This window comes from Actinoplanes philippinensis (genome assembly GCF_900113015.1).
GTDB classification, from domain to species: Bacteria; Actinomycetota; Actinomycetes; order Mycobacteriales; family Micromonosporaceae; genus Actinoplanes; species Actinoplanes philippinensis.
The window spans coordinates 71,736-96,711 of record NZ_FONV01000021.1; the positions used below are offsets into that span (position 1 = coordinate 71,736).

At 72.1% G+C, this 24,976-nt stretch carries 29 protein-coding genes and 1 pseudogene; 6 read left to right on the forward strand and 24 right to left on the reverse strand.

Annotated elements, in window-relative coordinates; all coding sequences use genetic code 11:
• The 6 genes from BM290_RS40780 to BM290_RS40805 form a co-directional block, all read right to left on the reverse strand.
• Positions 1 to 1,026: a phosphotransferase family protein gene (locus BM290_RS40780; RefSeq protein WP_203779557.1), complete on the reverse strand. Its 1,026-nt coding sequence runs from the start codon at positions 1,024 to 1,026 to the stop codon at positions 1 to 3.
• Positions 1,023 to 1,757, reverse strand: a complete 735-nt coding sequence (locus tag BM290_RS40785; RefSeq protein ID WP_093621341.1) for an SDR family oxidoreductase — start codon at positions 1,755 to 1,757, stop codon at positions 1,023 to 1,025. Before BM290_RS40785 ends, BM290_RS40780 begins: the two co-directional genes overlap by 4 nt.
• Positions 1,750 to 2,523 carry an SDR family NAD(P)-dependent oxidoreductase gene (locus BM290_RS40790; protein WP_093621342.1) on the reverse strand — a complete coding sequence of 258 codons (774 nt, stop codon included), beginning with the start codon at positions 2,521 to 2,523 and terminating at the stop codon, positions 1,750 to 1,752. Before BM290_RS40790 ends, BM290_RS40785 begins: the two co-directional genes overlap by 8 nt.
• Positions 2,520 to 3,710 (reverse strand): acyl-CoA dehydrogenase family protein, encoded by a 1,191-nt coding sequence (locus BM290_RS40795; RefSeq protein ID WP_093621343.1) that lies wholly within the window; start codon positions 3,708 to 3,710, stop codon positions 2,520 to 2,522. The genes BM290_RS40790 and BM290_RS40795 overlap by 4 nt, the downstream gene beginning before the upstream one ends.
• Before the next feature lie 113 nt (positions 3,711 to 3,823).
• Positions 3,824 to 5,035, reverse strand: a complete 1,212-nt coding sequence (locus BM290_RS40800; RefSeq protein ID WP_093621344.1) for an RNA polymerase sigma factor — start codon at positions 5,033 to 5,035, stop codon at positions 3,824 to 3,826.
• Positions 5,023 to 5,394, reverse strand: coding sequence for a YciI family protein (locus BM290_RS40805; RefSeq protein ID WP_093621345.1), 372 nt, complete (start codon positions 5,392 to 5,394; stop codon positions 5,023 to 5,025). Before BM290_RS40805 ends, BM290_RS40800 begins: the two co-directional genes overlap by 13 nt.
• Before the next feature lie 72 nt (positions 5,395 to 5,466).
• On the opposite strand from BM290_RS40805, the gene BM290_RS40810 reads away from it, so the two are divergent.
• Complete coding sequence (locus BM290_RS40810; protein ID WP_093621346.1) at positions 5,467 to 5,895, forward strand: YybH family protein; 429 nt, start codon at positions 5,467 to 5,469, stop codon at positions 5,893 to 5,895.
• 58 nt (positions 5,896 to 5,953) lie between these two features.
• On the opposite strand, the gene BM290_RS40815 is transcribed toward BM290_RS40810, so the two are convergent.
• From BM290_RS40815 to BM290_RS40830, 4 genes and pseudogenes are all read right to left on the reverse strand, one after another.
• Positions 5,954 to 6,319 (reverse strand): helix-turn-helix domain-containing protein, encoded by a 366-nt coding sequence (locus BM290_RS40815; RefSeq protein ID WP_093621347.1) that lies wholly within the window; start codon positions 6,317 to 6,319, stop codon positions 5,954 to 5,956.
• Positions 6,320 to 6,329: 10 nt separating this feature from the next.
• A complete protein-coding gene (locus BM290_RS40820; RefSeq protein ID WP_203779555.1) occupies positions 6,330 to 7,310 on the reverse strand; it encodes an alpha/beta hydrolase in 981 nt (326 codons plus the stop codon).
• Between the two features lie 117 nt (positions 7,311 to 7,427).
• Complete coding sequence (locus tag BM290_RS40825) at positions 7,428 to 8,288, reverse strand: hypothetical protein (RefSeq protein ID WP_093621348.1); 861 nt, start codon at positions 8,286 to 8,288, stop codon at positions 7,428 to 7,430.
• A 74-nt stretch (positions 8,289 to 8,362) separates the two neighbouring features.
• Positions 8,363 to 10,675: pseudogene (locus tag BM290_RS40830) on the reverse strand (ATP-dependent Clp protease ATP-binding subunit); the annotation flags it as partial.
• A gap of 211 nt (positions 10,676 to 10,886) precedes the next feature.
• Between BM290_RS40830 and BM290_RS40835 the strand changes: the two are divergent.
• Complete coding sequence (locus BM290_RS40835; RefSeq protein ID WP_093621349.1) at positions 10,887 to 11,615, forward strand: hypothetical protein; 729 nt, start codon at positions 10,887 to 10,889, stop codon at positions 11,613 to 11,615.
• Positions 11,616 to 11,618: 3 nt separating this feature from the next.
• On the opposite strand, the gene BM290_RS40840 is transcribed toward BM290_RS40835, so the two are convergent.
• Both BM290_RS40840 and BM290_RS40845 read right to left on the reverse strand, forming a co-directional pair.
• Complete coding sequence (locus tag BM290_RS40840; protein ID WP_093621350.1) at positions 11,619 to 12,284, reverse strand: response regulator; 666 nt, start codon at positions 12,282 to 12,284, stop codon at positions 11,619 to 11,621.
• Complete coding sequence (locus BM290_RS40845) at positions 12,272 to 13,450, reverse strand: sensor histidine kinase (RefSeq protein WP_239143848.1); 1,179 nt, start codon at positions 13,448 to 13,450, stop codon at positions 12,272 to 12,274. Before BM290_RS40845 ends, BM290_RS40840 begins: the two co-directional genes overlap by 13 nt.
• A 108-nt stretch (positions 13,451 to 13,558) precedes the next feature.
• Here BM290_RS40845 and BM290_RS40850 point away from each other — a divergent pair, with 108 nt between their 5' ends.
• Complete coding sequence (locus BM290_RS40850; protein WP_093621351.1) at positions 13,559 to 13,963, forward strand: DUF6069 family protein; 405 nt, start codon at positions 13,559 to 13,561, stop codon at positions 13,961 to 13,963.
• Between the two features lie 122 nt (positions 13,964 to 14,085).
• Positions 14,086 to 14,697, forward strand: coding sequence for a transglycosylase domain-containing protein (locus tag BM290_RS40855; RefSeq protein WP_177320103.1), 612 nt, complete (start codon positions 14,086 to 14,088; stop codon positions 14,695 to 14,697).
• A 79-nt stretch (positions 14,698 to 14,776) separates the two neighbouring features.
• Here the strand turns inward: BM290_RS40855 and BM290_RS40860 are convergent, their stop codons facing one another.
• Together BM290_RS40860 and BM290_RS40865 are read right to left on the reverse strand one after the other, a co-directional pair.
• Entirely contained in the window at positions 14,777 to 15,661 is an 885-nt protein-coding gene (locus BM290_RS40860) for a DNA glycosylase AlkZ-like family protein (protein WP_177320104.1), read from the reverse strand.
• A 14-nt stretch (positions 15,662 to 15,675) separates the two neighbouring features.
• A complete protein-coding gene (locus BM290_RS40865; RefSeq protein ID WP_143134120.1) occupies positions 15,676 to 16,164 on the reverse strand; it encodes a hypothetical protein in 489 nt (162 codons plus the stop codon).
• Positions 16,165 to 16,170: 6 nt separating this feature from the next.
• On the opposite strand from BM290_RS40865, the gene BM290_RS40870 reads away from it, so the two are divergent.
• Complete coding sequence (locus BM290_RS40870; protein ID WP_177320105.1) at positions 16,171 to 16,536, forward strand: hypothetical protein; 366 nt, start codon at positions 16,171 to 16,173, stop codon at positions 16,534 to 16,536.
• Positions 16,537 to 16,543: 7 nt separating this feature from the next.
• Positions 16,544 to 16,945: a hypothetical protein gene (locus tag BM290_RS40875; protein WP_143134121.1), complete on the forward strand. Its 402-nt coding sequence runs from the start codon at positions 16,544 to 16,546 to the stop codon at positions 16,943 to 16,945.
• 162 nt (positions 16,946 to 17,107) lie between these two features.
• Here the strand turns inward: BM290_RS40875 and BM290_RS40880 are convergent, their stop codons facing one another.
• From BM290_RS40880 to mgrA, 10 genes are all read right to left on the reverse strand, one after another.
• Positions 17,108 to 17,872 carry a class I SAM-dependent methyltransferase gene (locus tag BM290_RS40880; protein WP_093621396.1) on the reverse strand — a complete coding sequence of 255 codons (765 nt, stop codon included), beginning with the start codon at positions 17,870 to 17,872 and terminating at the stop codon, positions 17,108 to 17,110.
• Between the two features lie 56 nt (positions 17,873 to 17,928).
• Entirely contained in the window at positions 17,929 to 18,534 is a 606-nt protein-coding gene (locus BM290_RS40885; RefSeq protein WP_177320106.1) for an alpha/beta hydrolase, read from the reverse strand.
• On the reverse strand, positions 18,531 to 19,172 hold the full coding sequence (locus BM290_RS40890) for a nucleotidyl transferase AbiEii/AbiGii toxin family protein (protein ID WP_093621356.1): 642 nt from the start codon (positions 19,170 to 19,172) through the stop codon (positions 18,531 to 18,533). Before BM290_RS40890 ends, BM290_RS40885 begins: the two co-directional genes overlap by 4 nt.
• A gap of 163 nt (positions 19,173 to 19,335) precedes the next feature.
• Positions 19,336 to 19,677: a hypothetical protein gene (locus BM290_RS40895; RefSeq protein ID WP_093621357.1), complete on the reverse strand. Its 342-nt coding sequence runs from the start codon at positions 19,675 to 19,677 to the stop codon at positions 19,336 to 19,338.
• 83 nt (positions 19,678 to 19,760) lie between these two features.
• Positions 19,761 to 20,855 (reverse strand): hypothetical protein, encoded by a 1,095-nt coding sequence (locus BM290_RS40900; protein ID WP_218163315.1) that lies wholly within the window; start codon positions 20,853 to 20,855, stop codon positions 19,761 to 19,763.
• Positions 20,855 to 21,436, reverse strand: coding sequence for a pentapeptide repeat-containing protein (locus BM290_RS40905; RefSeq protein WP_177320107.1), 582 nt, complete (start codon positions 21,434 to 21,436; stop codon positions 20,855 to 20,857). The genes BM290_RS40900 and BM290_RS40905 overlap by 1 nt, the downstream gene beginning before the upstream one ends.
• A 20-nt stretch (positions 21,437 to 21,456) precedes the next feature.
• Positions 21,457 to 22,473, reverse strand: a complete 1,017-nt coding sequence (locus BM290_RS40910) for an aldo/keto reductase (protein ID WP_143134122.1) — start codon at positions 22,471 to 22,473, stop codon at positions 21,457 to 21,459.
• A 30-nt stretch (positions 22,474 to 22,503) separates the two neighbouring features.
• Positions 22,504 to 23,283 (reverse strand): nucleotidyltransferase domain-containing protein, encoded by a 780-nt coding sequence (locus BM290_RS40915; protein ID WP_093621358.1) that lies wholly within the window; start codon positions 23,281 to 23,283, stop codon positions 22,504 to 22,506.
• Positions 23,280 to 23,954 carry a nucleotidyltransferase domain-containing protein gene (locus tag BM290_RS40920; protein ID WP_093621359.1) on the reverse strand — a complete coding sequence of 225 codons (675 nt, stop codon included), beginning with the start codon at positions 23,952 to 23,954 and terminating at the stop codon, positions 23,280 to 23,282. Before BM290_RS40920 ends, BM290_RS40915 begins: the two co-directional genes overlap by 4 nt.
• Positions 23,955 to 23,971: 17 nt before the next feature.
• Positions 23,972 to 24,973, reverse strand: coding sequence for an L-glyceraldehyde 3-phosphate reductase (gene mgrA / locus BM290_RS40925; protein ID WP_373871105.1), 1,002 nt, complete (start codon positions 24,971 to 24,973; stop codon positions 23,972 to 23,974).
• Between the last annotated feature and the right edge of the window lie 3 nt (positions 24,974 to 24,976).

Consider the following 24,976-nt stretch of genomic DNA (forward strand, 5'->3'; position numbering starts at 1 on the left):
TCAGTCCTTTCCGCGGATGATGCGCAGGCAGCGGCGCTCCAGCATCAGGCTGGCGATCCAGAAGTGCCGGAACGCGGGGTTGCGGGTCTGCCGATGGTGGTACCGGTAATAGATCTGCTGCACGATACCGGCGAGCCGGAACAGCCCGAAAACCTCGTGGAACGCGGTCATCCGCAGCCCGGTCCGCGCGTGGTAGTGCTCGATCACCTCGCGGCGGGTGAGCATGCCCGGCGTGTGTGTCGGCTGCCGCCGGAACGCCCGGAACAGCGGCCCGTCGTCGGCCTGCACCCAGTACGCGAGAGCGCTGCCCAGATCCATCAGCGGGTCGCCGAGGGTGGCCATCTCCCAGTCGAGCAGCGCCACCGGCCGGGCCGGATCGTCCGGGTCGAAGACCACGTTGTCGAACCGGAAGTCGTTGTGGATCAGGCAGATCCGCTGCTCGGCCGGCTGGTTCGCCTCCAGCCAGCGGATCACCTTCGCGAACGAGCCGACATTGCGGGTACGGGCCGCCCGGTACCGCTCCGACCAGCCGGACACCTGCCGGGCCACGTAGCCGGCGCCCTTGCCCAGGGTGTCCAGCCCGGCCGCGGCCGGGTCGATGCCGTGCAGGTCGATCAGCAGGTCGACGACCCCGGTGCAGAGCCGGCGCACCTGCTCCGGGGGCAGGTCGACGCCGAGTTCCCGCCGCGGGATGTGCCCGTGGACGCGTTCCATCACGTAGAACGGCGAGCCGATCACCGACTCGTCCTCGCACAGCGCGACCATCCCCGGCACGTACGGGAAGACCGGCGCCAGAGCGGACTGGATCCGGTACTCACGGGACATGTCGTGGGCGGTCGCCGCCTTCCGGCCCCGCGGCGGGCGGCGCAGGATGAGGTCCTTCTCCCCGGCGCCGCGGTGCAGCAGATAGGTCAGGTTGGACGCGCCGCCGGAGAACTGTCGTACCTCCGGCGTGGCGTCCAGACCCAGCCAGGCGGTCACCGCGCCGACATCGAAGGCGTCCTCCGCGCGGACCGGACCGGTCACGCCAGCCGCCGGACGACGGAGAGGGGGAGCAGCCGCATCGCCGCGCCGATCGGCACCCACGGCCACGCCGGGACGTAGGCCTTGGCCTTCCGCTTCTCGATCGCGGCGACCATCGCCCGGACACCGGTCACCGTGTCGACCATGAAGGGGGTCTTCTGCCGGACGTGCTCGTTCATCTCCGACCTGATGTATCCGGGGTAGATCACCGACACGTCGACCCCGGGGATCCGCTCCGACCGCAGACCCTCGGCCAGCGCGGCGACACCCGCCTTCGTCGCCGCGTAGGTGGTCATCGACCGGCGCATGCCCCGCAGCGCCGACATCGACGAGATGATCACCAGGTGGCCGCGCTGCTGCGCCCGGAAGATCTCCAGCGCCGCCTCCGTCTGGGCCAGCGCGCCGAGGAAGTTGACCCGTGCCGTCTCCCGGTTGGCGTCCGGCCGCCCGGTGCCCAGCGGCGCGCCCTTGCCGAGGCCGGCGTTGACGACCACCCGGTCGATGCGGCCCAGCTCGGCGGCGAACTCGCGGAAGACGGTGAAGACGGCATCGTCGTCGGTGACGTCGAGCGGCCTCACCACCACCCGGGTGGGCAGCTCGGCGGCCAGCTTCGCCAGGCGGTCGACGCGGCGGGCGCACAGGGCCAGGTCGTAACCCAGGGCCGCGAACTGCCGGGCCATCTCCTCACCGAGACCCGCGCTGGCCCCGGTGATCAGGACGACACCCCTACTCATGCGGCGCCTCGGCCCGTTCCTCGCGGCGGGTCTTGGCACCGAGAGCGAACATCCGCCGGTCGTAGAGGAACCGGGCGAAACGTTTCGCACGATAGGCGGTCCGCGCGTCCGAGTCCGGCAGGATCAGGAACTTGCGGGCGTCCACGTCGTGCACCACCCGGGCGGCGATCTCGTCGGCGCCCCGGCGCGCCCCGTTGATCAGCCGGATCGCGCCCTGCTCCATCTGCGGGTCGTCCCCCGAGAGCGACTGCGCCAGATTGGTACGGAAGAACGAGGGGCACACCACCGACACGGTGACACCCCACGGCCCCAACTCGTACCGCAGCGACTCGGAGAGCGCCACCACGGCCGCCTTGCTCGCGTTGTAGCTGCTCATCGACGGCGGGTGCATCAGCCCGGCGGCCGACGCCACGTTCACGATGTGACCCGACCCCTGCTCCTTGAACAGCGGCGTGAACGTCCGGCACCCGGTGACCGCGCCGAGCACGTTGACCGTCAGGACCCGCTGCCAGTGCTCGGCGCTGAGCCGGTCGATGCGCCCGCCGGCGGCGATGCCCGCGTTGTTGACCAGGATGTCGAGGCCGCCGAAATCGTCACGCACCCGCTCCAGCGCCGCCGCCCAGTCGGCCTCCGAGGTGATGTCGAGACGCTGGTCGACGCCCTCGGTGACGTCGGTGACCAGCACCCGGTCGCCGCGGGCCTGGAAACGGGCGGCCAGCGCGGCGCCCAGGCCGGAGGCGCCACCGGTGATCAGGACACGTTTCATCGGGCAGCTCCATGCTCGGCGAGTTCGATACGGGCTATCAGACCACGGTGCACCTCGTCCGGCCCGTCGGCGATCCGCACCGCGCGGGCCGCCGTCCACGCCGCCGCGAGCGGGAAGTCGCTGGACAGCCCGGCCCCGCCGTGGATCTGCATGGCGAAGTCGATCACCTGCTGGGCGACGTTCGGGGCGGCGACCTTGATCTGGCTGACCTCGGAGAGCGCCGCCAGCGGGCCGCCGGTGTCGAGTTTCCAGGCCGCGTGCTGGATCAGCAGCCGGGTCGAGTTGATCGCGATCCGCGCGTCGGCGACCCGTTCCCGGTTCCCGCCCAGGTTCATGACCGGCTTGCCGAACGCGGTCCGGGCCAGGCCCCGCTCGCACGCCAGATGCAGGGCCCGCTCGGCGAGACCGATCATCCGCATCGCGTGGTGCACCCGCCCCGGCCCGAGCCGGCCCTGCGCGATCGCGAACGCCTGACCCGGACCGGCGATGATGTTCGCGGCCGGAACCCGTACCCCGGTGAACGACACCTCGCCGTGCCCGAACGGCTCGTCCAGGAACCCCATGGTGTCCAGCATCCGTTCGACAGTCACACCGGGCGTGTCGATCGGCACGAGCACCATCGAATGCCGGGCGTGCCGGTGCGCCTCCGGGTCGGTCAGGCCCATCACGATCAGCACCCGGCAGTCCGGATGCCCGACCCCGGTGGTCCACCACTTGCGGCCGTCCAGCACCACCCCGTCACCGTCGAGCACCGCAGTGAGCTGCATGTTTGTGGCGTCCGACGAGGCCACGCCCGGCTCGGTCATGGCGAAGCCGCTGCGGATCACGCCGTCCCGCAGCGGGGTCAGCCACTGCTCCTGCTGCGCCGGCGTGCCGTATCTGGCGAGCACCTCCATGTTCCCGGTGTCGGGAGCGTTGCAGTTGAACACGTACGGCGCCAGGAACGACCAGCCCGTGGCCTCCGCGATCGGCGCGTAGTCGACATTGCTCAGCTCCTCGAACAGGTTCCACAGCCCCCGCTCCCGCGCTCGTCGCTGCAGCTCACGCACCTCGTCCGGGACCCGCCACTCGACCGGCGCGCCGGCCGGGCGCCGCAGCCGCCGCTCCACCGGCTCGATCTCCGCGGCGATGAACTCACGCACCGCCGCGGTCAGCTCCGCGGCCCGCGCCGAAGGGGAGAAATCCATGCCCACACGCTAAAACCCGGCCTCCGGCCGAACTTGATCCAAAGCGACAATCATTTGATCCGGTACGACACCAGACGCGCTGAGCCGCACGGCATGGCGACACTCTCGCCCAGTCAGCGCAGGCGGGCCGCCCGGGACTCCAGGTAGCGCTGCTCGGGGCGGCTCAGGGTCAGCCGTGCGGCCAGGCGGTACTGCTCGCAGGCGCCGGTGCGGTCGCCGAACTGCTCCAGCAGATGGGCGCGGACCGCGGCGGTGCGGTGGTGACGCGACAGGACCGGATCGCCGGCGACCCGGTCCAGGGCGGTCAGAGCCGCTTCCGGGCCGTCGACCATGGCGGTGGCGACGATCCGGTTCAGGGTGACCATCGGGCTGGGGGCGAGCGCGTGCAGCATCCCGTACAGAAGGAGGATCTGCGGCCAATCGGTCTCCTCGGGCCGCGCCGCCTCGTCGTGGATCGCGGCGATCGCGGCCTGCAGCTGGAAGGGCCCGATCGGGGCCTGCGCCAGGGTCCCGGTGACGATCGCGACGCCTTCGGCGATCATGCCGGCGTCCCATCGGCCGCGGTCCTGCTCGGCGAGCGGGATCAGGGCGCCGTCCGGGCCGGTACGCGCGGGCCGCCGCGCGTCGGTGAGCAGCATCAACGCCAGCAGCCCGGCGGTCTCCCCGTCGTCGGGCAGCCGCCGGCGCAACTGTCGGGTCAGCCGGATCGCCTCCCGGGTCAGCTCCACCCGGTTCAGCTCGTCGCCGGCGCTGGCCGTGTAGCCCTCGTTGAAGATGAGGTAGAGCACGTGCCGGACCGCGGTGAGACGCTCGGCCGGCACCGCCATCTCGAACCGGGCGCCCGCGTCCCGGATCCGCTGCTTGGCCCGGCTGATCCGCTGGCCCACGGTGGCCTCCGGCAGCAGCAGCGCCCGCGCGATCTCCGCCGTGGTCAGCCCGCCGACCGCCCGCAGGGTGAGCGTGATCTGCGCCGGCACGGTCAGCGCCGGATGGCAGCAGAGCAGCAGCAACGCCAGCTCGTCGTCGCCGCGGACCGCAGGCGGCGGCTCCTGCCCGGCCGCCTCCTCCCGGCGCCGGCGGGCCGTCTCGTTGCGCAGCATCTCCACCCGGCGGCGGCTCGCCACCGTGATCAGCCAGCTCCGCGGCCGGTCCGGGACGCCGGTCTCCGGCCACTGCCGGGCCGCCGCGATCAGCGCCTCCTGCACGGCGTCCTCGCAGGCCTCGAAGTCGCCGTAGCGGCGCGCCACCACCGCCAGGACCTGCGGCACGCACTCCCGCAGCAGCTCCGGCAGAGCGGCCGTCCCGCCGGCGCTCAGATCTCCCATGTGCTCATGTCGAGGACCGGACGGACCTCGACCCGGGTGTACGCGGCGTCCGGCGCCTTCGCGGCCCACGTCACCGCCTCGTCGAGATCCGCCACGTCGATCAGGTAGAAGCCGGCCAGATGCTCCTTGACCTCCGCGTACGGCCCGTCGGAGGTGATCGTCTCGCCGTCGCGCACCGACACCTGGGTGGCCAGCGCCGGATCACCCAGCCCCTCGCTCACCACCAGCACCCCGGCCTGCCGCATCTGTTCGGTCAGCCGCAGATGCCCGAGCCCGAAGTCGGTGCGCTGCTGCTCGGTGAGCGTCTCCCAGACGGCCAGGGACTGCGGGTTCGACTGGATCAGGATCAGATACTTCACGATGGGCTCCTACTCTCGTGACCTCTTCGTCCCGGGTGTCGAAACCGCGGCGGCCGGTTTCGACACCCGGGCATGAACGAGATCCAGGAAGTCATCGAACGCAAGGCCGCGCTGCTGGAGACCGGCGACGCCAAGGCCGTCCTGTCCCACTATGCGCCCGGTTTCGTCGAGTACAACCTCGCCCCGCCGCTGCGCCGGCCCGGCGACGGCCGGGACCCGTCCCGGCTGGAGGCCTGGATGGACACCTTCGAGGCGCCGCCCCGCCGCGAGGTGACCCGGCTGGAGATCACCACCGACGGTGACGTGGCCTTCGCGACCAGCATCGACTGCCTGAGCGCGGCCCCGCGCGGCGCGGCCGAACGGTTCCACCTGTGGTTCCGGGTGACGCTCGGCCTGCGCCGCATCGACGGCCGGTGGCTGGTCACCCACGAACACGAGTCGGTCCCCTTCGAGATGGACGGCTCCTTCCAGGCGTCGACCGGCCTGACCCCCACCGACTGACAGGGCGGTCGTCACCGGTGTCTCGCGGAGGTGGAGATACCGGTGACGGCCCCGACGATCACCGGCTGACCGGGTTGCGGTGCAGGCGCCGCAGAACCAGGGCCAGGTGGGCGCGGAACACGCCGGCCGGGTCGCGCAGGCTCCAGCCGAGCAGGTGCTCGGCCTGCACGACCCGGTCCTGCAGCGTCGAATGGTGCAGCCGCAGGCGGGCGGCGGCGGCCCGCAGGCTCGGCGTGGTGGTGATCGCGTGCACTGTCGACGGCAGCCACGGGGCGGCGGGCTGGTCCAGCATCCGGACGTCCGGCAGAGCACCGGGTTCGGGCACGTGCCTCAGCTCGACCAGCCCGTCGAAGTAGGCGATCACCTGGACCGCCGCGCTGGCGTCCGCATCCAGCGCGGCGAGGCGTACCGCGAGGTCCTTCATGGCGCCGAGGTCAGGCGTTCAGCAGACGGTTCAGCCACCGGAACCGGGCCCGCCGCGCATCCTGCGAGATCACCGCGGCCGGCGCCATCATGTCGAACCCGTGGAACGCACCCGGCCACACGTGCAGCTCGGCCCGCCCACCGGCCTGCCAGATCCGGCTCGCGTAGGCGACGTCCTCGTCCCGGAACGTCTCCGCGCTGCCCACGTCGATGAACGCGGGCGGCAGATTCCCCAGGTCGGCGGCGCGGGCCGGCGCCGCGTAGGGCGAGACGTCCGGCCCGCCGGCCGCATCACCGAGCAGCGCGCCCCAGCCGGTCCGGTTGGCGGTGCGATCCCACACCCCCAAACCCTCCATCTGTACGGCCGAAGCACTCTCGTTGCGATCATCGAGCATCGGGCAGATCAGCAGCTGGCCGAGCAACTCCGGCCCGCCCAGGTCCCGGGCCATCAGCGCCAGCGCCGCCGCCAGCCCACCACCGGCGCTGCCACCGGCGACGATCAGCCGCCCCGGGTCGAACCCGAGTTCCCCGGCGTGCGCCGCGGTCCACAGCAGCCCCGCGTAGCAGTCGTTCACCGGCCCCGGATGCGGTGTCTCGGGCGCGAGACGGTACTCCACCGACACCACGGCCAGCCCGAACTCCTCGGCGAGGTCGAGCATCAGATCGATCCCGGCCCGGTTGTCGCCGAGGATCATCCCGCCGCCGTGCGTGTGATAGAGACACCCGGCCGCCTCGGCGACGCCGGCCGGCCGGCAGATCAGCAGCGACCCGTCCGGATCCCCGTCGAGCCCCGGCACGGCCCGCTCCTCGACGGTGAACCTCCCGTCCCGCCGCAGATCGTCGTCACTGATCGTCTCCATCCCGGCGGTCCCCTGCCGCAGGATCGGGATCATCTCGGGCGTGAGCGAGGGCGGAAGCTGATCCCCGAGCGCGGCGAGCGCCGCCCCGAGCTCGGCATCGAACGGGGGAGGAGAGGGCACCACAGCGGTCACGAACGGCCTCCTAGGGTCACCACCGGATGAACGGTTTCTCCAGAATGACCCGCCACCCGACAGCGATCGAGCGCCACGCGGCGGAATCCCCCCGCCATCCGGCGGGTCGACACGCTGTCAGGCCTCCGCAGCCGGGGCCGGGGGCTCGTCCTCGCCGGCGCCGCTCAGGAGCAGGGCCAGCATGCTGAGGAAGATGGCGACCGCCACGCACGTCAGGAACTGCAGCGGCGTCAGCGGGAGGGCGCCGAGCACGTCGACGTCGCTGACGTCCGGGACGGCCGCCTTCTCGGCGAGGTAGCCGATGCCCACGAAAGCGGCGGCGATGACGACGAACGTGATGATCGCGCTGCTCGCGTGTTTGAAGCCGTGCCGGAACAGCGCTCGGACGATGGCGCCCAGCGCGAACAGGATCAGCACTCCGGTGGCGGCGAGCATGCCGTACACCAGCTGGGTCAGGCGGTTGCCGGACGCCTGGCCGGCGCCGGACGGCTCCACGGTGAGTTTCACCGGCACGTCGATGATGGTCTGCTCGTTGCGGAACGTGCCCAGACCGCCGACCGGGTGGACGACCGTTCCGGTGATCTTGCCGTCCAGGACGGTCGGCGCGGTCACCTCCGGTACGAAGTAGCGGCCGGTGGCGGTCTTGTCGTCGGAGATGTCCCGCCGGTTCGTGCGGATCTCGTCGCCCCAGGTCTGCGGCTTCGGCTGCATCAGGATGATCGGCTGCTGACCGGTGAAGGTCAGCGTCATCCCGTCCGGGGACGCCCACAACCCGCTGACCGCGCTCGGCATCCGTACGCCGAGGCTCAGCGCCTCGCCGGACGATGTCGTGACCGTGATCGCCTGTTTGTTGTCGACAACATACAGGTGATCACTGGCGTACTTGCGGGCCACCGGGGTGTAGGCGACGAATCCGGCGACCAGGGCGAGGCCGGCGAGAACCCAGACGACGGTGATCAGCTTGGAGAGAACACGCACCGGGGCAGCATAGGCGGCATCGCCACCGGTCACTGTCCCGCGGCCACCGCACCCCGGAACACGAGACGGCCGTCCTCGCAGTCCACGACGACGGTCCGGCCGGGGCGCAGGTCGTTGAAGAGGATCTGCTCGGACAGGGTGTCCTCCAGTTCACGCTGGATGGTCCGGCGCAGCGGGCGGGCGCCCAGCACCGGGTCGAAGCCCTTGGCCGCGAGGTACGCGCGGGCGCCGTCGGTGAGTTCCAGGGTGATGTCCCGGTTCCTGAGCTGGGTCTGGATGCGGGCGGTGAAGATGTCGACGATCCGCAGGATCTGCGGCTCGCGCAGCTGGTGGAAGACGATCGTGTCGTCGAGGCGGTTGAGCAGCTCCGGCCGGAAGTGCTGTTTCAGCTCGTCACCGACCCGGGACTTCATCTGCTCGTACGCCGCGGGCTGCGCCGCCGAGGCCTGGAACCCGATCGTACGGCCCACCTCACGGGTGCCGAGGTTGGTGGTGAGGATGACGACGGTGTTCTTGAAGTCGACGACCCGGCCCTGCCCGTCAGTGAGCCGGCCGTCCTCCAGGATCTGCAGCAGCGTGTTGAACACGTCCGGGTGCGCCTTCTCGATCTCGTCGAAGAGCACCACCGAGAACGGCTTGCGGCGTACCTTCTCGGTCAGCTGCCCGCCCTCGTCGTGGCCGACGTACCCGGGTGGCGCGCCGACCAGCCGGGACATGGTGTGCCGGTCGTGGAACTCGGACATGTCGAGCTGGATCAGCGCGTCCTCGGAGTCGAACAGGAACGCGGCCAGCGCCCGGCACAGCTCGGTCTTGCCGACCCCGGACGGCCCGGCGAAGACGAACGACCCGGCCGGTCGTCTCGGATCCTTCAACCCCGCGCGGGTACGCCGGATCGCCCGCGACACGGCACGCACGGCGTCGTCCTGCCCGATGACCCGGCGGTGCAGCTCGTCCTCCATGGCCGCCAGACGTGACGACTCCTCCTCGGTGAGCCGGTGCACGGGGATGCCGGTCCAGTGGCCGAGCACCTCGGCGATCTGCTCGTCGCCGATCTCCGCGGGCGGCTGTCCCTCGCCGGTGGTCAGCCGCTTCTCCCGGTCGCGCAGCCGGGCCGCCAGCTCGAAGTCCTGCGCGTCGATCGCGGCTTCCTTCTCCTGCCGCAGCGCGGCCACCCGCGGGTCGGAGGCGCGGGCCGTCGCGCGGATCCGCATCCGGGCGCCGGCCTCGTCGATCAGGTCGATCGCCTTGTCCGGCAGGAACCGGTCGGAGATGTACCGGTCGGCCAGGGTCGCCGCGGCCACCAGCGCCGCATCGGTGAACGACACCCGGTGATGCGCCTCGTAGAAGTCGCGCAGTCCCTTGAGGATCTCGATGGTGTGCGCCAGCGTCGGCTCGCCCACGTCGATCTTCTGCAGGCGCCGTTCGAGCGGCTTGTCCTTCTCGATGATCCGGTACTCGGCGATCGTGGTGGCCCCGACCAGCTGGAACTCGCCGCGGGCCAGCGCCGGCTTGAGCAGCGACGCGGCGTCGATGGCCCCCTCGGCGGCGCCCGCCCCGACCAGGGTGTGGATCTCGTCGATGAACAGGATCACGTCGCCTCTGGTGCGTACCTCCTTGAGGATCTTCTTCAGACGCTCCTCGAAGTCGCCGCGGTAGCGGGAGCCGGCCACCAGGGAACCCATGTCCAGGGTGTACAGCTGCTTGCCCCGCAGCGTCTCCGGCACGTCGCCGCTGACGATCGCCTGCGCGAGCCCTTCGACGGCCGCGGTCTTGCCGACGCCCGGCTCGCCGATCAGCACCGGATTGTTCTTGCGGCGCCGCGACAGCACCTGCACGACCCGCTCGATCTCCGGCTCCCGGCCGATCACCGGGTCGAGCCGGCCGTCGCGGGCCTTCCTGGTGAGGTTGTCGCCGTACTGGTCGAGGATGGTCTCCTTGACCGGCTCGGCGACGGTGGCCGGCGTGCTCCCGGCAAGCTGCCGGATCACCCGCTGCCGCACCGTCTCCCGGTCGGCGCCCAGCTTGACGAGCACCTGCGCGGCGACGCCCTCGCCCTCGCGGAGCAGCCCGAGCAGCAGATGCTCGGTGCCGATGTAGTTGTGGCCCAGTTGCAGCGCCTCCCGCAGCGACAGCTCGAGGACCTTCTTGGCCCGCGGTGTGAACGGGATGTGCTGCCCGCCGGGAGTCCCGTGGCCCTGGCCGACGACCTCCTCGACCGCGCGCCGGATCGCCTCCGGGGAGAGCCCGAAAGCCGCGACGCCCTCACCCTCCTGGGCCAGCCCGAGCAGCAGATGCTCGGTGCCGATGTGGTGGTGGTCGAGAATCCGGGCCTCTTCCTGGGCCAGGACGACGACTCGACGGGCACGGTCGGTGAACCGTTCGAACACGATGATCACGTCCTCGGACGCGAAGCCCCACGCACTCCGCCGAGAACAGTCCTCGCACGACACGAGGACAGGCTGAAGTCGGGTGCGCTGAGTCTGAGCCTCTTGGCGTGGGGCGGCGCCCGCGTGGGGGACGTCGCTACGCTCGTGCAGGCGCGCTGCTTCTGCGAATGTACAACGGAAACCGCACCCACGATGTGTCCGGGAGGCCCCCATGACCGGTACCCGCACCCGCCGGCCCGTCCCCGACCGCGCCCGTAAACGGGCCATCCGAGCGCTCGCCGCCCAGCTGGGGGTCTCCTACTCGGTGGCGGCACGGCTGCTCGCCGACGACCATCGCGCCTGGATTTTCGCTGCCCGCGAACAGCGCACGTTCCACGCCCGGGTGACGGATACCCGACTCGCCGTGGACCTCCCGCTGGGCCGGGCCGCGCATCTGGTCCGCCGGTTCCCGCCGATGCGGTCGTTCGGGCCGCTCTACGCGGGCGAGGCGCGCGAGACCGTCCTCGGCATGCTGTACGCCGTGGTCCTGCACGACTCGCCCGAGCTGCTGCCGCCCGCCGAGGAGCTGGCCTGGGCCGCCGAGCTCGGCGAGGAGTCGGCCGTCGACATCACCTGCGCCGCCGTCGACCGGGCCGCCCGCCTGCTGCTCGACGCCGACCGCTGGCGGCTGTGGGCCCGCGTCGACGCGGCGCTCGCCGTCTGGGAGCCGGGCGCGGACCGCCGGCTGCGGGACGCGGCGATCACCCTGGGCCGGGTGCTGCGGTCGACCAGCCTGCGCGGCTCGGTCGACGGTGCCCGGCACATCCTGGACGCGGTGCTCGTCGAGCCGTACGAGGGGGACCCGCCCGGCGCCCGGGTCAGCGTCGACGGCCGCACCCGCACGGTCACCGGCGTCCGCTGGGAGCGCACCGGGCCGCCCGCCGGTTACGACCTCGGCTAGCGCCTAGGCCAGCCCCGCGTCGTGGGCGAGCAGGGCGATCTGGGTCCGGTTGTCGAGCCCCAGCTTGGTCAGGATGTGCGACACGTGGCTCTTCACCGTGGCCAGGGTCATGTCCAGCTCGGCGCCGATCTCGGCGTTGCCGTGCCCCCGGCCGATCGCGACGACCACGTCCCGCTCGCGGGGGCTCAGCGTGGCCAGGGTGGCCCGGGCCTGGGCGTAGGCTCCCGCCTGCACGGCCACCCGGTCCATCAGCCGGCGGGTGATCCGTGGGGACAGGATCGGCTCGCCCGCCGCGACCTGGCGCACCGCCTCGGCGATCCGGGCCGGCGGGGTGTCCTTGAGCAGGAACCCGCTGGCCCCGGCCCGTAGCGCGTGCAGGATGTTCTCGTCGGTGTCGAAGGTGGTCAGCACGATCACCTCGGGCGGCCGAGGCCGGGCGCGCAGGCGTCGGGTGGCGGTGATCCCGTCGACGCGGGGCATCCGCACGTCCATCAGCACCACGTCGGGCGCGTGCGCGTCGAGGGCGGCGGGCACCTGGTCGCCGTCGGACGCCTCACCGACGACGGCGATGCCGGGCGCGCCGTCGAGCATCATCGTCAGCCCGGCACGCACCAGCGCGTCGTCGTCGACGACGAGCACACGTACCGGCCGGCTGGTCACGCCGGCCATGGTATCGACGCGTGCAGACGGAACTCGCCGTCGGCCCGCTCATGGTCGAGCGTCCCGCCGGCCAGGTGCACCCGCTCGGTGAGCCCGACCAGCCCCGCCCCGCCGGACGGCAGCGTGCCGCCGGCCGCCAGACGGTTGCGCACGTCGACCTCGAGACCCGCGCCCGGGCCGCCGCTGACCGTCACCCGGACGGCCTGCCCGGCGGCATGCTTGCGGGCGTTCGTCAGTCCTTCCTGCACCACCCGGTACGCCGTCCGCGCGACAGCGGGCGGCGCGCCCGCCGGATCGTCCACCGCCTCCCGCAGCAGCACCTCGGTCCCCGCCTCCCGCGACTCGGCCACCAGCCGCGGCACGTCGGCGAGCACCGGCTGCGGATGCACCCCGTCGCCGCCGTCGTCCTCCCGCAGCAGGCTGATCACCTCCCGCAGCTCCTCCAGCGCCTGATGCACCCCGCTGCGCACCACCCCGGCCGCCCGCGACATCTGCTCCGGCGGCGCGTCCGGCCGGAACTCCATCGCCCCCGCGAACGTCGCCAGCAGCGACAACCGGTGCGCCAGCACGTCGTGCATCTCCCGGGCGATCTGCCGGCGCTCCAGCATCCGCGCCTCCGCGACCCGGCGGCCCTGCTCGGCCTCGGCCCGCTGCGCCCGCTCCTGGAGGGTGCGGATCAGCGCCTCCCGGGCCCGCGCCCACAGACCCCAGCCGAGCAGCGCGCCGTAGGCGATCGTCACCAGGGCCAGCCACCAGCCGTACGACATGCCGCCGTTGACCCGCCACGCCCCCTGCACCGCGTGCGCCGCGATCCCGCCGCCTGCCACCACGACCGCCGCTGTCCGGTCCCGCCGCCGCGCCACCTGCAGCGCGCCCATCGTCGCCGGCGGCGTCACCGCGGGCGACAGCACGGCCAGGACGGTCAGCGCCGCCGTCCCGCCGACCGGCCACCACACCAGCAGCGGCGTCAGCAGCCAGGCCAGCACACCGGCGCCGACGTCGAGCAGCAGCAGCGGATCGCCGGGGTCGCTGCTCCACCGCCCGAGAACGGTCGCCACGATCAGCAGACCGGACCCGCCCAGCAGCGCCGCGACCCCCCACCCGTTCCTGAACCCGCCGATCCCGTCGGCGCGGCCCACCCCGTAGGCCCGGGCCCGGCCTCTGATCCCGTTCACCCGGCGAGGCTAACCATCGATCGCCGGTCGCCGACACCATCCAAAGTTGGTGGCGCCCCGTCTTCGGCCCGATGTGGGCGCCCGCCCCGGTCGGCCACGCTGATGCCCATGACGACGAACACGCATCAGCGCCTCCACTCCACCACCACCGGCCGGGCGATCACCGTCGCGGCGGGCGCCACGAGCGCGCTGCTCCTCTGGTCGGTCGACACCTGGGGCGGCATCGAGCTCGCGGTCCGCCAGGGCGACACGGTCCAGCACGTCGGCGCGGTCGCGGTTGTCACCGCCGCGCTCGTCGCCGGCGCCGCCGCCTGGGCGCTGCTCGCCCTCCTGGAACGCTCGGCGCGCAGACCGGCCCGGACCTTCCGGATCATCGCGTCGGCGGTGCTGCTGCTCTCCCTCGCCGGCCCGATGGCCGGCATCGGCCTCGGCGTCCGCCTCGCTCTGCTCGGCCTTCATCTGACCGTCGGCGCCGCGTTGATCATCGGGTTGCCGGGCCGTCACTGCCGATGACAACCCCGCGGCGGTACGGTCCACGCGCCCCGCTCACACGCAGGAGGCATCCTCGCCGGCCGGCCGTCACAGCAGGTGACGCCGGTCTTGGCGCGACCACGCCGTGCCCCTATGGTGTGTCGATGACGATCGCCGATCTTGCCCAGCCCACCTCCGCCCCGGCTCCGCGGCCGGGGCGTCGCGGCCACAGTGTGGTCATCGGCGTGTCGATCGCGCTGCTGCTCGGGGCCGGCGGCGTCACCGGAGCCACCTACTACTACGACAGCGTGCCCCTGGCCGAGAGCACCGTCACCCACCCGGTGGTCACGGTGGCCGAGCTGCCGCCCGCGGTGGCCAACGCGTTCGTCGCCGCCGTCGACCCCGGCTTCTACTCCTCCGACGACTCGCCGCTCACCCGCCGCTACGTGGAGATCGCCGCCGGCGCCGAGCCGGGCCTGCGGACGCGGATCATGGCGAGGAAGGCGGAGTCCGCGTACCCCAAGGAGGAGATCCTGGAGCGCTTCCTCAACCGCGCCGACTACGGCCGCGGCGCGATCGGCCTGGTCACCGCCGCCCGCACGTACTTCCAGAAGGCGCCCGCCCAGCTGTCCGTCCCCGAGGCGGCCCTGCTCGCGGTGCAGCTCGACCCGGACCACCCGGCGCCGAAGGACGGCTGGGAGCAGATCCTGGACACCATGGTCGACCGAGGCTGGCTGAGCCCCGGCGCCCGCGACACCTTCACCTACCCCGCCTGAGCCCTCGCCGACATCCGCCCCGGTCCGCGCCGTCTCGACCGGACACCTTGCTCACCTCCTCACCTCGGCGGCGAGCCGTTCAGACGGTCACCACGATCAGCTCGGCGGTCTTGACGAGGCGGTGTGCCTCAGCGGCCAATGCGGTCTCCGGCACCGGCCCGGCCTCGGCGAACAGGCCGACCGTCAGGGCTTCTCCGTCCCGTTCCCAGGTGCCGGCGACCCTGCCCCGGGCGACCACGACCGGTGAGATCCAGCCGCCGGTCCGGCTGATCAGGGCCCGCCGGTGCGGCGCGATGAGGTGCTCGTCGCCGGTGCCGGGGCCGAGCACGTACTGGTCGAACGCCGGCAGCAGCCGGACCGTCGGCATCGACGTGGCGGCCGCGATGTCGTCCAGGTCGGCGGTGCGGGCGTAGGCGCGCCGCCCGTCGACCGACACCTCGGTGATGACTCCCGACCGGGCCAGATCCGCGAACCAGCCCCGCAACGACGCCCGTTTCGACGCGCCCCGGATCAGCCACTGGTCGAACGTCTCCATCGTGGCCGGCCCATACGCGCCCAGATACGCCGGAACGATCCGCGCCGCCGCCTCCTCCGGCGCGGGCAGCCCCGCCCAGTCGCCGAACCACGTCCCCGGGCTGGTGAACGTGACCCGGTTGCCGTCGCCCGGCCCGTGACAGATCAGCCCCTGCCAGGCCAGCGGTTTGAGCACGGTGCCCCAGCCGGACCCGAGCAGCTCGCCCAGCGACTCGTCCCGCGTCACCCGGAGGATCTCCGCCGCCAGCTCCTCGCGGCCGAGGACCCGCCCGGGCAGGATCTCCCGAACCGCGTCCGCGAGGGCGCCGACCTGATCCACGGTCGCGAACGTCCGCTGCCACGCCCCCTTCTCCCACGTGCGCGCCGCGGCCATCAGACTCAGGCAGGCCGCCGCGTCCCCGGCGGTGAGCAGGTGCAACGTGCCCCGCATCGCCCACACCTTCATCAACTCACGCCGCTCCGGGCCGCCTCCCCGGTATCCGTGGCGGACGACCCGAGCCGCGCCGCGATGGCCTGCTCGGCGGCCGACGCCACCTGCGCCTGCACACCGCACAGCCGCGCGACGACCGCGCCCGCCGAGTCCGCGCCGGCCGATCCCGCGCCGGCCGATCCCGCGCGGGCCGAGTCCGCGCCGGCCGAGTCCGCGTCGGTCGATCCCCCGCCGGCCGAGTCGGTGCTGGCCGCCTCCGTGCTCGCCGTGCCGGTGCCCGTCGACGCCGCGCCGGCCGATCCCGCGTCGGCCGATCCCGCGCCGGCCGCCTCCGTGCTCGCCGTGCCGGTGACCGTCGACGCCGCGCCGGTTGAGTCCGCGTCCGGCCCGCTGAGGAACTGCCGGCTCATCCGCCAGGCCAGTACCTGATCGAGGGTGAAGTCCACAGTGCATTCTCGCGCACGGTAATCGGCTGGCGGGTCCCGTCCCGGCTCGACGATCATGGGGCGGTGCAGACAGAGGAGACGGTGACGTTGTGGCGGCCGACCGGGCCGCAGGAGCTGGCGCTGGTCGAGGAGTCGGGCCGGCGTGCCTGGCCGCCGCGGCTCCCCGATCAGCCGATCTTCTACCCGGTGCTGAACGAGGAGTACGCCACCATGATCGCCCGGGACTGGAACGTCCCGGCGTCCGGCGTCGGCTACGTGACCCGGTTCGCGGTGCGCCGCTCGTTCCTCGACCGGTACGAGGTGCACCAGGTCGGCGGCCGCACCATCCTCGAGTACTGGATCCCGGCCGAGGACCTGGACGAGTTCAACGCGAACATCGTCGGCACGATCGAGGTGGTGGCCGAGTTCCGCGGTCCGGATGCGGCATGATCGCTGCGTGAGCACGATCATCGAGTTCTTCCTCGCGGCCGATCGCGAGACGGCGGCCGCGGCTGTCGAGGCGGGGCCCGGCGGCGACGCTCTGACGTACGGCAACTTCGATGCCCTGCTGTCGATCGAGGAGTGGGAGAGCCTCCTGACCGGACGTGAGTTCGACGACGTGGAGGGTCCGGAGCCACTCGGTGACGACGACGGCGCCCTCGTGCTGATCTTCCCGGCGGTGCTGACCGAGGCGCTGGCCGGGGACGTCACCGGAGTCGCCGGCCGCTGGCTGGAGCTGCGGGCGGAGGAGGGCGAGCAGATCGACGAGGACCTCGGCGCGGAGATCGTCGCCGAGGTCGCGGCCCTCGCCGTCCGGGCCCGCCGGACCGGGGAACTGCTCTGCTGCCGGGCCTGCTGAGCGGTCCGAACACGTCAGCGCTGATGGCAGGACATACGAAACACGCCGTCGGCCGTGGTCCGGGCCGGTCAGCGCTGATCAGGGCGTGCGGCGTACGCCGTCGGCCGTGGTCCGGGCCGGTCAGCGCTGATCAGGGCGTGCGGCGTACGCCGTCGGCCGTGGTCAGGGCCGGACAGCGCTGATCAGGACGGTGTGCCGGCGGATGTGGAACACACCGTCGGCCGCGATCCGGGCCTCGATCAACTTGCGGGCGGCGGCCTCCTCGGCGGCGGTCAGCGGCTCGGCGGCGATGCTGGCCAGGAACGCGAGCACCGGCTCGGGCGACGGGACCTCGATGGCGCCGGGGTAACGCTCGGTGGTGACGGCGTCGAAATGGTCGGCCATCCACAGCGGGACGGTCTCGGCGGTGACATCATGCCGGGCGGCCGACAGGACCAGGTCGGGGCGCCCGATCGCCGGGCCGAGCGCGGTGATCTCGGTGTGGTGGTCGCGGCCGTTGACGGCGACGAGGATCCGGCCGCCCGGGCGCAGCACCCGGGCGAACCCGGCCAGCGCCGCCCGAGGATCGTCAAGGTGGTAGAGCATGTGGTTGGCGATCAGCGTGTCGAACGAGGCGGCGGGGAACGGCAGCTCAGCCGCGTCGCACTGGAGCACCGTGGCGCCGTCGACCGCACGCAGGCGCTCACACATGACGGGCGAGAAATCGGTCAGCGTCAGCCGCATGCCGCCGCGGTCCACGCGGGACCACAGCGCACCCGTGCCGGCCCCGACCTCCAGCACGTCACCGCCGGCCGGCAGCCGGGCGGCCACGAACGTGAACCAGTCCTCCGGGTTCGTCCGATAGGTGTGCAGCGCCATCCGGGCGGTCAGGTTCGCCGCGGTCGTCGCATACTGCTGGACGGCCCGCGCCGAGGGGGAGACGGTCACCGCCGGAGCATAGCGGTCCATCGGCGGTGACGGATCGCTTCAGCCCGGCGGCCGCGTCAAAGGCCTCGGGGGTACGCCGCCTCGCGCCGACTCTCGAGAACGGTGAGAACTGCGGTCGGGGAGGTTTCCGAGCGTACGAGATCAAGGAAGTTCTCGATGTTCGTCCCGATGGTCTCCAGGACGTTCGTGTAGTCGCGGATCGGGCCGGGAACGCGCAGGGCGTGGTCGGCGCCGGGGATCTCCAGGCAGGGCTTGCCGGTGGCGCGGGCCGCGGACGTGTCCCAGAACGTGTCGGCGGTGCCCCCGACGAGCAGGGCGGGCGCCGGGTTCGCGGTGATCGCGGCGGCGACCGACGGGTCGGTCAGCAGCGGGGTGAGCCAGATCGCCGGCAGCCGCCGTTCCGCGGCGAAGGCGGCGGCGCGTGTGCCGAGCGACTTCGCAATGAGCACCGGCTGCGTCGACGCGTCGATCCGGTGCAGGGCGGCCTCGGCGTGCACCCGCACGAACGGCTCCGGGTCGATGTCCAGCAGACCCTCCGGCGCCAGCCAGGTGACATGCTCGACGGCGTCGCCGCGCCCGGTGAGGACGGCGTCGGCCAGGTCGAACAGCGTGCCCGCGGTCGAGTAGAGGCGGCCCGGCAGCAGGATCCCGGTGAGTCTCACGTGCGCGGCCAGCCCTTCAGACGGTTGCGGAGTTCGGCGATCGCCGCCCGGTCCAGACCGTAGAGCGCGAACCGGGCGTCGTCGAGCCGGTCCAGGTAGCGGCCGGCGTCGGCGAGGTCCTCCGGGTCCAGCGCCGGGTCGGCGGCGTGCGCCAGCTCCAGGACCCGGTCGAGCGGGTAGCGTTCCAGCGCCGATGCCACATCGATGTAGTCGCGCACCTCCCGCCGGTTGACCAGGGCGGCGACCTTGGTGGCGACCAGGTCGTCGAGGTGCATGACCGGGCCCACGTCCATCACCACCGGCGCGCGGTGCCGATCCAGGCGGCACAGCGTCAGGCGCAGCGCCCGGTGCTCGCCGGCCACCAGGAACTCCTGGATGTCGGCGTCCATGCCGGCGAACAGCTCGTCGGCCTCCTCCCGGACCACCCGGTACCCGGCCGCGGTCAGCGCCGACGTGACCTCCCCGGCGGCGGCCGCCACCCCACCGGCCGTGTCGGTGAACAGGTCGATGTCCTCCGTCGGCCGCGCCACCAGCCCGTTCACCAGCCAGGCGACCCCGCCGCCCAGGACGAACCCGTGTTTGTCGGCGACCGCCAGGGCGATGCGGGCCACCTCCCGGTAGAAGTCGTCGACGCTCACCCGGCAAGGTTGACACACTGCCCGGCCGCCCGACGCACAGGACGCGCCTCACCGGCCGCCGGACGCACAGGACGTGCTGCACCGGCCGCCGGACGCACAGGACGCGCTGGACCGGCCGCCGCCGGGGTGACGCCGCTCGTGCGGCCCGCGTCGTGAATGCGCGTCAGGCGGCGGTGCGCAGTCGTAGCCGGGGGTGGCGGGCCTCCCAGGCGGCGCGGACGCCGCGGGGCAGGTTGAGCTCCGGCCACACCCGCACCAGGGTGGCCCCGTCGAGGTGGTGGCGCAGCTCGTCGATGCGGATGGCCTCGCGGAGCACATTCTCATACATCCACAGGAGCATGGTGTGCTGGCTCAGGTCGAACGCCCGCTGCGGATGCCACCACAGGCGCAACGGCAACTCGGCGAACCCGCTCGTCGGCCCGCACAACTCGCCGAGCGTCCCCGCCACGACCACGGGCCGGTGCGGCCGGGCGAGGTGTGTAACGGGGGCGGCACTCACAGACATGCCATCAGCGTAAACCGGCACAGCGTGCCGAAGGCAAACGCCTGGACTCCCAGGACGGTCCACCGGGTGTGATCGAGGTGGTTTCAGGCGCCGACGGCACGGATCGGGTGGTCGAAGGAAGCGGGACAGTGCAGGATGTTGAGGTCCCAGCCGCGGCCGATGCACACCCCCGTGACGTAACAGTCGGCGTCGGCGGGGTCCTGGGGTGGGCGCCAGCTCCGGCCGTCGCCCCACTCGGCGGAGGCGGCGGCCAGCAGCAGACGCATCGGCGTGCCGCACTCGGCGCAGTGCCACTCCCAGATGTCCGACACCGAGCCGCACGCGAAGCCGCCGGCCTTCCACCCGGGGGACAGGGACAGGTCGTACTCGTAGAGGGGTTCGGCCTGATCGTCGTCCCAGGCGGTGATCCGCTCGGCCAGGGAATCGGGCAGGAGCTCCTGAGGTGGATACTCGACCACCTGATCCGGGTGCACCGCGCAGACCGTCGGGAGATATTCGTTACGGACCACCGGCGGCTCGGGTGGCACGACCGGCGGGCCGGTGACGTCGGCGGAGCGCCGCCAGTGGACCTGCACCCGTGGGTTGTGATGCTCGTCGGGATGGTCGAGGGGGCACCACAGCACCTGGAGCAGGTCGCAGTCGTCCGGCCCGGCGAAATCCGGAATGTCGCGACGATACAGCTGAGCCACCGGAACCAGTGGGATCGGCTGGTCGACCAGGTCATGGGGCTCGGAGAAGTCCCAGCCGGGCAGGGCGTCGCGCTCCTCGGCGGTGAGGTCACGACCCCGTGCGGCGGCGAGGATCGCGCGGCTGCGGTGGACCGTCGCCGGCGTCTGCAGCCGGTGCACGTAGTGCCTGCCACCGTCGTGGCAGAACGGCCACGGCTCGTCGGCCGGCCACAGCAGCGGCCCGCCGACCGAGGTGTCCGTGACGCCCGGCGCACCGGGCCGCGGATGCAGCCGGGTGGCCGTGGTCGCGAAACCGCGCAGATCGGGAAAGATCGCCCCGATGTCCACCGGCCGTGACGGCGTGGTGAAGGCGCCGATCGGTGGCGCGGAGCCGACGGTGCCGGCCTGCCACGGTGGGGTCGAGTGGCCGCGGGGCTGCGGCGCGGTGGAGTGGCCGCGGGGCTGCGGCGCGGTGGAGTGGCCGCGGGGCCGCGGCGGGGTCGCGGTCATCAGGCGTCGCGGATCTGCAGGCCCAGGGACATCGCGAGCACGATGGCCTGGTCGGCGGTGATGACGGCGTCGCGGAGCTCGAGAGTGCGTGGGTCGAAGGCGTGCAGGTCGGTGCCGCGCAGGTCGCAGCCGGTGAAGTCGGCGCCGGTCAGCTGCGCGGCGGACAGATCGAGGCCGCGCATCGTGCCGTTGCGGGCCCGGACGGCGGTCAGGTCGGCCTCGCGCATGCGGACACCGGTGAACGTGGCGCTGCCCAGATCGGCGCGGGGCAGCACGGTGAACGACCAGTCGCCGCCGTCGACAGTGGTGAGGTCGAAGCTGCAGCCCTCGAAGCTGCTGCCGACCGCCTTGCAGTTGGTGAACGTGGCGTCGAAGAAGTTGCAGTTGACGAACCGGCAGTTGAGGAACGCCACGTCGACGGCCTGGGCGCAGTTGAACCGGCCGTCGCGGAAGACGCACTCGGAGAACTCGACGCCCTCCAGGTCGGTCTCGCACAGGTCCAGCCCGGAGAACTGGACCTGCTCGTGTCGCCGCTGCGTGCCGGCCCCGGCGTCCCAGTCGCGGGTGCTGATCGTCTTCACGGCCGCAGCCTAGCCACCACCTACGACAATTCCCGGCGACTCCGCGGTGACCTGGCCAGATACGCGTGCGGGTAGGGCAGGGGCTGCTCGCCGGCGGCGGTCAGCCGGTCGAGGTGTTTGTCGTCGAGGCTCCAGCCGGTCGCGCCGAGATTGTCGGTGAGCTGGTCGACGGTGCGGGCGCCGATGATCGGGGCGGTCACGCCGGGTCGTTGCAGCAGCCAGCGCAGCGCCACCTGGGCGGGGTGACGGTCGATGGTGGCGGCGACGTCGAGCAGGGCGTCGGTGACGCGCCAGACGCGCTCGTCGACGCTGTCCTCCCAGTTGCCGAGCCACGGCTGCTTGTCGCCGTCCCACCGGCTGCCGGCCGGCGCCGAGGTCATGCCGCGCCGGTACTTGCCGGTGAGCCAGCCGCCGCGCATCGGCGACCAGGGGATGATGCCGACGTTCTCGTTGCGGCAGACGGGGACGAACTCGGTCTCGATCTCCCGGTCGATGAGGTTGTAGAGCGGCTGCGCGGCCACGAACGGCTCCCAGCCGCGGAACCGGGCGACGTCCACCGACTTCTGCAGCTGCCACGCCGCGTAGTTGGACACCCCGAGATGCCGGACCTTCCCGGTACGCACGAGCGTGTCGAGCGTCGACAGGGTCTCCTCGACGGGTGTCGTCTCGTCGAAGCAGTGCAGCTGATAGAGGTCGATGTGGTCGGTGCCGAGCCGGCGCAGGCTGGCCTCCACGGCGGAGATCAGGTGCTTGCGCCCGGCGCCGTGGTCGTTGCCGGCGTCGCCGGTCGCCCAGAACCCCTTGGTCGCGATGACCAGCGAGTCCCGCCGCTGCCGGGCGAGCCAGCGCCCGATGATCTCCTCGGAGGCGCCGCCCGCATAAACGTCGGCGGTGTCGATGAAGTCACCGCCCGCCTCGACATAGCGGTCGAGGATCGCATGGGAGGTGGTCTCGTCGGACTCGTTGCCGAACGTCATCGTTCCGAGGCACAGCTCACTGACGCGAAGTCCGCTGCCCCCGACATACCGGTACTCCATGGCGTAGATCCTTTCAGTACGCCCGAAGATTCACCACCGTGACACGGAGGTTGCCGGCGACGGTTGAGCGAGGCGGGTGCGGACCACCAAGTCGTGCAGTGCGTCCACGGCCGCCGGGTCGGCGTACCCCGGAAGCGGGCTGTTGTCCCTGGCCTCCTCGAGGTCGGCGCGCAGCGCCGGGATGTCGGCGGCGAGGTGGGCCGCCGCCCGTGCCGGTAACGGACCGTGTTCGGCTTCGTGTTTGGCGGCGATGAGTTCCGGCACGTAGGCGATCGTGTCGCCGAGCACGCGGAGGTCGCACTCGAGTTCCCCGGTGCGCATCAGGTGGATGCCGGTGAGCAGCACGCGCAGGGTGTAGAGAGCGGGCTTGAGCTGCCCGATCCGGTGGTAGAGGCGTTCCTGGCCGGCGGCGAAACCGAGGTAGTGGTGGGCGTGGTTGCTGGTGATCAGCCGGGGCGCCAGCGATGTGAGCTCCTGGTGGATGTCGCTGGTGACGACCACGAGCGGTGACAGCAGCTGTTCCAGAACGTACCCGTTGCGGCTGTTCAGCAGTTTCGCGAATTTCAGCAGGTCGTGGCTGACGATGTCCAGTTCGACGCCGTCGCGGACGCTGTCGTGCTCGATCGTGTCGGGGCCGGTGCGCAGGCCGACGACCTCGTGCGGCGGCAGCGCGTGCGAGGCGCGCAGGTCGAGGTCGGAGTCGACGGAGGCGAACCCGTACAGGTGGGCGCCGCTCACGGTGGCGAAGATCAGCGGATACGGCAGGGCGGTGGCGGCGTCGGCGGCCCACTCCGGCACGACGGTGGTCATCGGAGGTTCCTTTCTCGTACGGCTACCAGCACCCGGTCGACAGCGGCCCGGTCCGGGGCCGGGGGGAGCGACGTGGCGGCGGCCGCCCCGGCGAGCTCCTCCTGGAGCCGCCCGGCCCACGCGGACACCTCGTCCCAGGGGCGTTCGCCGCGTTTGATCGACAGCAGCTCCTCGCGGTGGTCGGAGACGTCGACGAGCACCTCGCCGGTGCGCAGGACATGAACTCCGGCCATCAGTAGCCGTACCATGTGCATGGCCTGTTTGAAGTTGATCTGCCCGGTTCTCTCGTGCCGGTTGGCGACCTTGGCGAGCTGGTCGCGGGCGTAACTGCCGTAGGTCTCGGCGACCCGCCGGGACAGGAAGGCGCCGCGGACGCCGGTCAGCAGGCGGCCGTCGTCGGTGATCGACTCGACGAGCGGTGACCACAGCACTTCGAGGACCGTCGGGTTGGCCTGCAGGGCGAGCGCGCAGAACCGTTCGATCTCCCACGAGAACTGCTCCTCGGCCGGCCCGTCCAGGTGGGTGGGCGGCTTGTCGAGGGTCCAGAAGTCGCGGGTCGGCGCCACGAACACGCCTCGCCGGTCGTGGTCGGATCCGGGCCCGTGGAGTCCGTAGGCGCGTGATCCGACCACGACCGCGAGGGCCGTGTGCCGTTCAACCAGCTCGATCATGAGCCAGGAGGATACGGTCAGAGATCAAGGACGGTCGCGTCGATTTCGTCCAGCTCACTCTGGTCGAGCGTGAGGTTGCCGAGCGCGGCCACGTTGTTCTCCAGCTGCTGCACGCTGGACGCGCCGATGATCAGGCTGGTCATCCGCGGGTCGCGCAGCGCCCAGGCCAGCGCCAGCTGGGCGAGGGTCTGGCCGCGCCGCTTGGCGACATCGTCGAGCGCGTGCAGCCGGGCGAGGGTCTTGTTGTCCAGGGCGCTCTCGTTGAGGAACACGCTGGTACGGATCCGCGAGTCGTCCGGGATGCCGGTCAGGTAGCGGTCGGTGAGCAGGCCCTGCTGCAGGGGGCTGAACGCGATGCAGCCGGCGCCGGCCGCCTCCAGGGTGTCGAGGAGCCGGTCGTGCTCGATCCACCGGTTGAGGATCGAGTAGGACGGCTGATGGATCAGCAGCGGGGTGCCCAGCTCGCGCAGGATGTCGGCGGCGCGGGCGGCCTGCTCGCTCTTGTAGTTGCTGATGCCGACGTAGAGGGCCTTGCCGGAGCGGACGATCGCGTCGAGCGCGGTCATCGTCTCCTCGAGCGGGGTCTCCGGGTCGGGCCGGTGGTGGTAGAAGACGTCGACGTACTCCAGGCCCATCCGCTTCAGGGACTGGTCCAGCGACGACACCAGGTACTTGCGGGAGCCCCAGTCGCCGTACGGGCCGTCCCACATGGTGTAGCCGGCCTTGGTCGAGATGATCAGCTCGTCGCGGTGGCCGGCGAGATCGGCGGCCAGGATGCGCCCGAAGTTGGTCTCGGCGCTGCCCGGTGGGGGCCCGTAGTTGTTGGCCAGGTCGAAGTGCGTCACCCCGAGGTCGAAGGCGCGGCGCACGATGTCGCGCTGCCGGTCGGCGGGCCGGCCGTCACCGAAGTTGTGCCAGAGGCCCAGGCTGATGGCGGGAAGCTTGAGACCGCTGCGACCAGCACGCCGGTAGATCATGTCGGCGTAGCGGTCGGCGGCAGGGAAGTACGTCACAGGCACACC